Below are 9,729 nucleotides of genomic sequence, written 5' to 3' on the forward strand. Positions count from 1 at the left end.
GCCAGCAGTGTTTGTCACGAAGAATTGAAAACATTACTGAGATGAAAAGAGAAGTAGCGGCTTGGGAATCAGAAAGAAATGATGCAGGGGCTAAAGTGGATTGGCAATTTACGACCCCAGATGCAAGAATTAAACTGAAACGACTTTATCCATCAATTAAGTAGCGACAGAGCACTAGCATAAAGGTTAAAATAGTGTATAGGGTTCTGCAAAATAGGATTTGAGGGAGACAACAAATAAATATTAAATATCAAAATGCAAAATTACAAATCAAATTTCAAAGAGGAAGTAGCAGGGTTTCTCAAAGAGTTGGAGGAATATAGTTGATAGTAGATAGTTGATAGTTGAAGGACTATAAACCATAAACTATAAACCATAAACTATCAACTATAAACTATAAACGAGTTTTGCATTTTGCTCTTTGGAGGAAATCCCTTTTGGACACCAAATCTGCATAGATTTCACTATTAGAGTTATTTTTCAGACACCACCGAAATCCGAACCCCGAACCCCTATTTTCAAGAGAAAGGATAGTATCACCGTGTATCATAAAGAAATACTTCCAAACGGCATCAGGATAGTTATTGAAGAAATACCTGATGTCCGTTCTGTATGTATCGGTGTGTGGGTCAGTGTTGGCTCACGGGATGAGAAAGCCGAAGAGAATGGTATTTCCCATTTTCTTGAGCATATGATTTTCAAAGGCACAAAGTCAAAAACCGCTTTACAGATTGCTCAAATAATGGATTCTATGGGTGGACATATCGACGCCGCTACAGGCCGAGAACACACCTGTTACTATGCTAAAATCCTGGATAAACATCTTCCAAAGACAATAGACCTGCTGGCAGATATATTTTTTAATTCTCTATTTAGCCCGGTTGAGATAGAAAAAGAAAAACAGGTGATTATCGAAGAAATAAAGATGTATGAAGACACCCCGGATGATTTAATTCATGACATATTTATTCAAACCATCTGGGATAACCATCCATTAGGACAACCCATCTGGGGCAATGTCGAGGTTATTAAAAATATAACTCAAAAAAAACTAATCAACTTCTGGAATTCTCGTTATACCCCTGATGAAATACTTATTGCCGTCGCAGGACATATTCAGAGAGATGCGGTTATTGAGCAATTATTCAAAGCCTTTAGCCATCATCGCGGTCTAAAGTGGCGCACGAGTTTAAATAATATTCCAGAATTTCGAGCGTGTTCAGTTTGCCAATTTCGTGAATTGGAACAAGTCCACCTATGTCTGGGAACTCGTGGACTCCCATCGACACACAAAGATAGATTTGTCCTGAGGGTTTTGAGTACTATTTTAGGCATGGGGATGAGTTCAAGGTTATTTCAAAAAATTCGGGAAGAAAATGCTTTAGCTTATAATGTTCATGCCTATCCCGCCTCTTATAAAAATGGCGGGGCTTTAGTCGTCTATGTGGGTGTCAATCCTAAAAATTATAAAGAAGCCACAAAGATAATCCTGAATGAATTCAATGAATTGAAAAACAAATTAGTTGAGGAAGAGGAATTGATTAATGCAAAGGAAAAACTTAAAGGGGCAATTTGTTTAAACGCAGAAGATACCGCTTATCGAATGAGTCGGCTGGCAGAACAAGAAATTCATTTCAACAGATTTTTTAGTATTGATGAGACATTAGAGTTAATTGATAAAGTTCAGTTAATGGATATCCAAAGGATTGCTCAGGATTTATTTAAGAGTGAATATCTATGTCTGACGACTATTGGTCCCTTGAGTGAACGAAAGGGGAAAATAATGTTAGAATGTTAAGAGAGTGAATTAATGAAAGAGCAACAAACTTCTGAATTTAAAATTATTAATGAAGTCGTAGGGATAGCCATCTTAGGATTGGCTCTTTTAATTTTAGTAAGTTTAATTGCAACTGACTACGCGGGAGGTATAGGAAGTTGGATTGCTAATTCTTTACAAGATTCCTTTGGTCTGGGGGTATATCTTTTACCAGTTATTTTATGTATCTTTGGAGTCAGGAGATTTAAAGGAAAATTAGAAGGGTCATTTATTCGGGGACTGGGTGGATTATTGTTGTTAATTTCCACCTCGACATTTGCTTCTTTCTTTTATGATATCTGGATAGAAATTAATGGCGGCTATATCGGTATTGCCATTTCTGAATTGTTAAAAGAGTGGTTTGGTCCAGGAGCAGTGGTTATCAATTTTACATTCTTTGCCTTAGGATTTATACTTCTTACGGAATCTTCACTTATTCCGCCCCTTGTTGGAATAAAAAAAGTATTTCTTTTCCCGATAAGATTTTTTACCTCAGAAAAAGCGGAATCTGTGATTAAAGAAGAACAAGAAATTCCTAAAAGAAAAACAGATATTAAAGAAAAACCACCTGCAACCCCACGAATTATTTTACCAAAGGTTATTACTCCCGCATCTATGTCGTCACAAGAGGTTAATAGGGAAGAAATTACAGCGGCATCTTCATATCAACCTCCTCCATTGGGAATACTTAATGATTCTCTGCCACCATCAGAAAAAGACTTAAAAGATGATTTATTACTTATTTCTGGACTTCTTGAGGATACATTAGCGGATTTTGGGATTGAGGCTAAGGTTGTTCAGGTCAATCGAGGTCCTGCGGTTACCAGTTTTGAGGTTCAGCCCGCCGCGGGTGTTAAAGTAAGTAGTGTTGTTGGGCTTTCTAATGACCTGGCTCTGGCTCTGGCTGCACCAAGTATCCGCATAGAAGCACCAATACCCGGCAAACAAGTCATTGGCATCGAAGTGCCAAATCGTAAGGCAACACCTGTCTGTATAAAAGAGGTATTATCAACTGATGTCTTCATTAATTGTGCATCTCCTCTTACAATTGCTTTAGGAAAGGATATTTTTGGGAAACCTGTGATAGCCGATTTAGTCGAAATGCCACATCTGTTAATCGCTGGAGCAACTGGCTCAGGCAAAAGTGTCTGTATCAATGCCGTTATTACCAGTATTTTATATAAAACCTCTCCTTATAAAGTAAAATTTATTATGATAGATCCAAAACGAGTTGAATTAACTATTTATAATGGTATTCCACATCTTTTATTTCCGGTTATCGTTAATGCCAAAGAATCTATTCGTGTGTTAACCTGGTTAGAAAAAGAAATGGAAACAAGATATGAACGACTTGCCGCTGTAGGAGCAAGAGATATTGAAAGTTATAATCAAAAAATGAAATTAGACCCGGAAAATAATCTCCATTACATCATCACGGTTATAGATGAATTGGCAGATTTAATGACAGGTCCATCACAAAAAAATTGTGAAGGCTCGATAACTAAACTTTCTCAAATGGCAAGAGCAGTTGGTATTCATTTAGTTTTAGCCACACAAAGACCGTCAGTGGATATTATTACCGGTGTGATTAAGGCAAATTTTCCATCCCGAATAGCCTTTCAGGTATTTTCTAAAGTTGACTCAAGAACTATATTGGATGTAATGGGGGCGGAGAAACTTCTCGGTAAAGGAGATATGCTCTTTTTACCTGCTGGAGCACCTAAACCTACTCGTATTCAAGGGTCTTATGTTACAGATACAGAGGTAGAAAAAATTGTTGAATTTATTAAAAATCAGAAGATTCAACTCCCTACCCAACAAATTGATTTAAAAACAGAAATGGAAACAGAAGTTGAGGATGAAGAAGAAGATAATGATGATGAGTTCTACAATGAAGCACTTCAGATAATTGCTCGAGTCGGTTATGCCTCTACTTCAATGTTACAACGTAAATTAAAGATTGGTTATAATCGGGCGGCAAGATTAATCGAGATGATGGAACAGGATGGCTATGTCGGACCACCAGATGGAAGTAAACCACGACCGGTATATGTTACCGCCGAAGACCTGAAGTAAACTGGTAATTATAGTAGTTATTAACAAAAATTTCTCATAGAACAGATATAGCAACATGGTTGATAGTTTATAGTTTATAGTTTCATAGACTATCAACCCCATCAACTATCAACTATCAACCATCAACAATACTAATGTGAACTTTTGGTTAATACTTACTATAGTAACTATTTAACCAATTACCAATAATGAGGATAAAATGAGTAATAAAGTTGGTGAAATTTTAAGAAAAAGACGCGAATTAGAATCAATGCCATTAGAAGATGTTGAGACACAAACAATGATTGCCAAGAAATATATAATCGCATTAGAAACTGGTGATTACGATACCTTCCCAGGAAAAGTCTATGCGAAAGGGTTCTTGCGCAATTACGCTAATTTCATTGGATTTAGTGAAAAGGAAATAAATGATTTATCCTCACAATATGATTTAGAATGGCAAGAAGCCCATTTTGACCATTCATTATCAGTAACAAAAACGGATGAAAAACGACCTTCGGCTTTAAAAACTAATAGGTTCCTCTATATGATTATATTTATATTAGTCATATGTTTTTCTGGATTTTTAATCTTTTATTTTATAAAACAAAAAAATCTACATCAAGAAGTAACCCTTGCCCCTGGTAAATTATTAGAAGAAAATATGTTCAAACCAGAAGATATTGTAAAAAAGATAGAAAGTGTTAAAGAAAATGAGGAAAAACAATCAATGAATAATTATAAAGAGGAAGAAGAGGTTATCTTAGAGGCATTTGCCGATGAGAAAGTTTGGTTGTATGCGACGATTGATGGTAAAAAAAAGCATGAGATTCTTTTAGCACCAGAGCAAACGGTAAAATGGCGTGCCCAAAAAGAGATATTTTTAACGATTGGAAATGCTGGCGGAGTAGTATTCAAATTGAACGATGAATATAAAGGTGCATTAGGGAAAAAAGGAGAGGTGAAAAAAATATTAGTTACTGCTAAAGGTTTTGACTTCATAAAAACTCAGCAGGCGATTATCCCCCAAAAAGAAGAACCAATAAGCACCTCTTCTGTGACCTCCATTGGCACTACTTCACCACCACCAGTACCACCACCAGTCCCTGAAAATCCACCGATTTTGATGCCAACAGAATAGATGTAACCATTTGTTGTGCTAATACTCGTATGCATACTTTTAAGATCTAAAACTTGCCTATCCCCTTGATTATTAAAAGGTTATCCCTTCTTTATAAGCTCTTTTTGAGGGGAAGTTCCGATTAAAATCTTACTAAAAGGCAGTAGCGATGGGTTTTACCTAAATCTCCATACGGAACATAGGCATAGTCTAATTGTAAGGTGCGGAGTGCAAAGCCTATGCCTAAAGTTACCCCTGAGCCTTCATCTATCCCCGAGTTGTAGCCACCTCTTAATGCAACAGTTGAGGTCAGCCAGTATTCGGTACCTAAATTTAGCCTCAAGTCATTATCAACTGGCTTATTAATGTCCAGAAGAAGAATGAGTCTATCATCCATAGCCTTATAGGCAGTACCTAACTTGACATTTAATGGTAAGTTATCTCCTTCATTAATAAACTTTACCTTTGAGCCTAAATTCTGTAATGCGCCTCCAATTAACAGATTTTCTAGCGGTGTTCTGGACAAAAAGCCAACATCTACAGCAAAGCTATTAGCCTTTTCATTATCAATCTTTAATGAAATTGCTTTTATACTTGCTCCAAGAGATAGCTCCTCCGAGAGTTTCCAGCCGTAAGCCGCAGTAACTACCATATCTTTTGCCTCAAAATCACCTTCTTCTATCCCATTAGTGTTAAGCTTTTTCATATCTCCTGAGCCTAAATACATCATACTCAAGCCCAAAGCTCTATCATTAGCCAGTGGTTGTGCATAGCCTGCAAATCCGTAGTTTATCTCTTTGAGCCAATCAGAGTGCATAAAGCAAAACTCTTTTTCTTTTAAGTTTGCCAATCCTGCTGGATTCCAATAAATAGCAGTTACATCATCTGCTAATGCACCAAATGCCTCACTCATAGCCGCAGGTCGAGCACCAACACTTAGTTTAAGCACCTGGGCTCCTGTTGAACCTTTTTTAGCTCCTTCTACTCCCACACTGTTTAAAGCTAAAACAATCCCTAAACTTACCAATACCTTTAATACATTCTTACACATTTTAATCTACCTCCTTTAATTCGGTGATTGGTAAATGGTAATTAGCCAGTTACCAGTTATCATTGTCGTTTGTGTCTTCTTGAGGCATGTATGTGTTTCTCCTTTCCTCCACACTTATTTAATTATCGCCAATTTACCTGTCTTTTTACTTAAAGTGCTGCTATTGATTATGTAGATATACACACCACTGGCAAAGTCTTTTGCCGTAAGCCAGATATAGTCATTATCAGTCCCATGCATCTCTGAAACTAACTCACCGGCGATATTGTATATCTTAATATTCCAGTTAGTACCAAGATTTTCAAATTTAATCCCTTGACTAATACTCGGTCGATACGGATTGGGATAGACTTTGAATATAGCTGGGTTACTGATTTTAATGAACTCACAAATTTGTTTCTCAACTTCTTTCTTACCAGGTGTGTTATCAGGTAGTCCTGTTAGTACTGCTAACATTTCTTCGTAGCACTTAATAAACTTAGAGTGGTCTATCTCATAGATACTCATAGCCCTTGCAGGTGCTGGCATCATTAATCTTCTATCAGGAGTCTTTCCCCAATTTACGGCTACGGCGATTATATCTTCTGGTTCTACTATTCCATTTCCATCGGTATCAGCGTAGCAGGCATCTGGAAATGGAGGGATGACAATGCCCCACTTAATAGCTAATTGTTTTTCCCATTTTATCCTTATCTCAAGTGGCGTCTCATCAGGCCAACGGGCAGGTCCTGCCGCATGTAAGTACCAATAATATAGTATGGGGATTATATCCCCTAACGCTACAATCCCATCGTTGTCTGTATCCCCGGGACAGACCTCGGCTGTATCTATCCCTAAATCTACTGTTAATGTACAACTACCTGATGCAAGACCAATTCTATTTGACTCAGAACCATACGCAGATACCTGATGAACTGTAAATTTAATCTCTTCACCAATCTTAGCCTGGTCTAACACTTTAAGCCAAATATTAGTCATCGTCCCATACCCATTTACACCACCACCTTTTCGTGCCACGCAGATACTCAGTGTTCCATTACCACCTCCAGTTAGAATGAGTGAATCTATGCCGATAAATTCACCTGCTGTGATATTTTTATAAAGTGGCTTAACCACCTGTATAATATCAGGTCTATCCCATACCAGTTCATACACTACATTAGACAATTCAGTTACCTGATTATCTTCATCTCCTCCCTGTATGGTGAGTAAAAATTCCACCCCTGCTGGTTGAGGAGAGCTAAGTTCGGGTCTTATTGTCACCCTGTTTGTTACAAATTCATCTGATTCAGGTAACAGGCTGACCCAGCTTTGAGTTCCATAAGCCTCTACTTGACTAAAACTCACACTAATCGTCCCAGGTTGAGCCTCTGCAGATAATTTAAATTTCACTAAGACCACATTCCCATAGCCTGTTACACCCTGGTCAGTTGGTTTTCTACCAATAAATACTGTTACTGTACCTGGAGAAGAATGGTCTTCCTGAAATATAGGGTCATCTCCTAAGAAACCACCATGTTTAACTTCAAGCACATCAAGAATCTCAAAATTGGTATAATGAAGGTTAAATTTAAGGTGATGCAGGTCCTCAACAGGCTCTCCCTCATCCCCAACCTGAATTTTGACCCAAACCTCGGACCCGGCAGATTGGGGTGAAGAGACGATAGGTTTTATTTTAGCAGAGTAGAGGATGAAGTTGACACCTGTTGTCTCAGTGCTTGCTTTAATAACTACTCCACTGGTTTCTGTAGCTAAGTAGCCTGATTTTGATGCCCTTGCAGTATAAGTCCCTTCTGGTAAGCCAGTGATAGAATAAGTTCCCGCAGCGGATGTTGTAGTAGAACCTATCACCGTCCCCGTTCCATCCAAAGCCAGCACCGTCGCCCCTTCGATAGCCGTCATCCCATCAGATTCAGTGACTTTGCCTGATATAGAGGCTACTCCAAGGGAATTGATTATATCGTCTATATTAACCTCAGCATCATCATATAAGCTAACTCCTGTACTTACAGCCCCAGTATGAAAGGCTATCAGTCCTCGATAAGTGGCCGTTCCTCCTGGATTCAAGGTGAATTCTCTTACCATTGAGTCCAAACAAGTTGAAGGAGGGATGTAACCTGTTGGACCACCAGTGACAAATTGATTAGGATTAGTTGTCCAAGGTTGGATGAAACCAAATGTCATCCCTTCAGTATTATCATATATAGAGACGAATGGTTTTGTAGGCGAAGGGGAGTAGACTGACCACACATTAACAGAATCAAAGATTTGCTCAGAATATCCATATACAGTGAATTTATCAGGATTTACTGGTATTAAAGACCCAAATGCTGCACCATCATGGATGTGTGTTGGGTACTCATCATAGGTAAAGGTCGAGCTACCAATATTCCTGAAAGTAGTCTGAAAGACTGCATACTCCTTATCTTTGGGAAGTATGATTGTTGCAGTAACCATTATTTGCTTATCTGGTGTAGTTCCCTGTATATGGGTAACCCGATAAGCGGCTACTTCAGGTGTATTCTTAATCAACTCAACTGTATTTGGAATCACACCACTTATATATTCATCAACAAACATCCCCCAATTTCCATTTGGCTTGGTATAAGAACTCTGACCAGATCTACCCCCGGCTGAATAGTAATTATAACCATTCTCGCTATCTCCATTTATCTGGATCCATACCTTGCCATTGTCCATCTTAATATCGATTGTACCATCATGGGTCAAATCTTGTTGGATGACTGTAACCTCACTACCTGTATCAAAAACTGATATATCTCTTGTGGTTGTATCTGTTGCTCCATCGGTATCTTTAACTTCAAGTCTGATAATTTTAGTTCCAGCAGTTGGGTATTGGTGAGAGGCTGTCTTAACAGTGGTATAAGGTGTATCCCAACTACCATCATTCTCCCAGTCCCATCTTACTTGCAAAGCAGAGGTGGGGTCTTCCTTATCAGTAGATGAAGAGGCATCTACGGTATAGGTAGTGCCTACTGGACCTGAGGAAGGACTGACCGTGAAAGAGGCAATAGGAGGGGTGTTGGTGCCCGTTAAAGATTGGGCGATAGCATAGAGTTTATTATCCCAGGAACCAACATAGATGGTTCCATCAGAGTTTATTGCTGGGGAAGAGGTAATAATACCTTCGGTAGCAAACTCCCATTTCTTCGTGCCATCAGGGTTTATGGCATAGAGTTTTTTATCGTATGATCCTACATAAATTGTCCCATCAAACCCTATGGCTGCTGAAGAACTGGCAAGATCTCCTGTAGCAAACTCCCATTTCTTCGTGCCATCAGGGTTTATGGCGTAGAATTTATTGGCATACAAGGATCCCACATAAACTGTTCCATCAACTTCTATGGCTGGGGAGGAACCCACATGACTTTCTGTAGCAAACTCCCATTTCTTCGTGCCATCGGGATTTATAGCATAGAGTTTATGATCGTGTGAGCCAACATAGATAGTCCCATCAACTCCAATTGCAGGGGAAGATTCTACACTATCACCGGTTTCAAACTCCCATTTCTTTGTCCCATCAGGGTTTATGGCATAGATGCTACATAGCATAACATCGTGCACCCTATTTTAATACAAATTTATAGCAGGACATCGTGCACTCTCACCCCATGGGGTGAGCGAAATTCTAATCCTCAAAAATAGCAGGACATCGTGCACCTTACA

General features: G+C 38.7%; 6 protein-coding genes. 4 read left to right on the forward strand and 2 right to left on the reverse strand.

Translation table 11 applies throughout. The features are described from left to right. From AB1422_12355 to AB1422_12370, 4 genes are all read left to right on the forward strand, one after another. The coding region (locus AB1422_12355; GenBank protein ID MEW6620104.1) for an IS630 family transposase at window positions 1-164 on the forward strand (164 nt) is incomplete at its 5' end. Window positions 165-541: 377 nt separating this feature from the next. Beyond that, the gene (locus AB1422_12360; protein MEW6620105.1) at window positions 542-1,798 is read left to right on the forward strand and encodes a pitrilysin family protein; all 1,257 of its coding nucleotides are present in this window, start codon (window positions 542-544) and stop codon (window positions 1,796-1,798) included. Window positions 1,799-1,810: 12 nt separating this feature from the next. Next, a complete protein-coding gene (locus tag AB1422_12365; protein MEW6620106.1) occupies window positions 1,811-3,892 on the forward strand; it encodes a DNA translocase FtsK 4TM domain-containing protein in 2,082 nt (693 codons plus the stop codon). A gap of 199 nt (window positions 3,893-4,091) precedes the next feature. Further along, window positions 4,092-5,012 (forward strand): RodZ domain-containing protein, encoded by a 921-nt coding sequence (locus tag AB1422_12370; GenBank protein ID MEW6620107.1) that lies wholly within the window; start codon window positions 4,092-4,094, stop codon window positions 5,010-5,012. Window positions 5,013-5,133: 121 nt separating this feature from the next. On the opposite strand, the gene AB1422_12375 is transcribed toward AB1422_12370, so the two are convergent. Together AB1422_12375 and AB1422_12380 are read right to left on the reverse strand one after the other, a co-directional pair. Continuing rightward, on the reverse strand, window positions 5,134-6,042 hold the full coding sequence (locus AB1422_12375; GenBank protein ID MEW6620108.1) for a PorV/PorQ family protein: 909 nt from the start codon (window positions 6,040-6,042) through the stop codon (window positions 5,134-5,136). 114 nt (window positions 6,043-6,156) lie between these two features. Next, window positions 6,157-9,615 carry a PQQ-binding-like beta-propeller repeat protein gene (locus tag AB1422_12380; GenBank protein ID MEW6620109.1) on the reverse strand — a complete coding sequence of 1,153 codons (3,459 nt, stop codon included), beginning with the start codon at window positions 9,613-9,615 and terminating at the stop codon, window positions 6,157-6,159. Window positions 9,616-9,729: the final 114 nt, after the last annotated feature.

It is taken from the genome of bacterium, from assembly GCA_040757115.1.
Taxonomy (GTDB): domain Bacteria; phylum UBA9089; class CG2-30-40-21; order CG2-30-40-21; family SBAY01; genus JBFLXS01.

Excerpts from the sequence above, each read along its gene's own strand:
- AB1422_12365 (MEW6620106.1), top strand. The coding sequence starts at position 1,811 with ATGAAAGAGCAACAAACTTCTGAATTTAAAATTATTAATGAAGTCGTA.
- AB1422_12370 (MEW6620107.1), top strand. The coding sequence starts at position 4,092 with ATGAGTAATAAAGTTGGTGAAATTTTAAGAAAAAGACGCGAATTAGAA.
- AB1422_12380 (MEW6620109.1), bottom strand. The coding sequence starts at position 9,615 with ATGCTATGTAGCATCTATGCCATAAACCCTGATGGGACAAAGAAATGG.
- AB1422_12375 (MEW6620108.1), bottom strand. The coding sequence starts at position 6,042 with ATGTGTAAGAATGTATTAAAGGTATTGGTAAGTTTAGGGATTGTTTTA.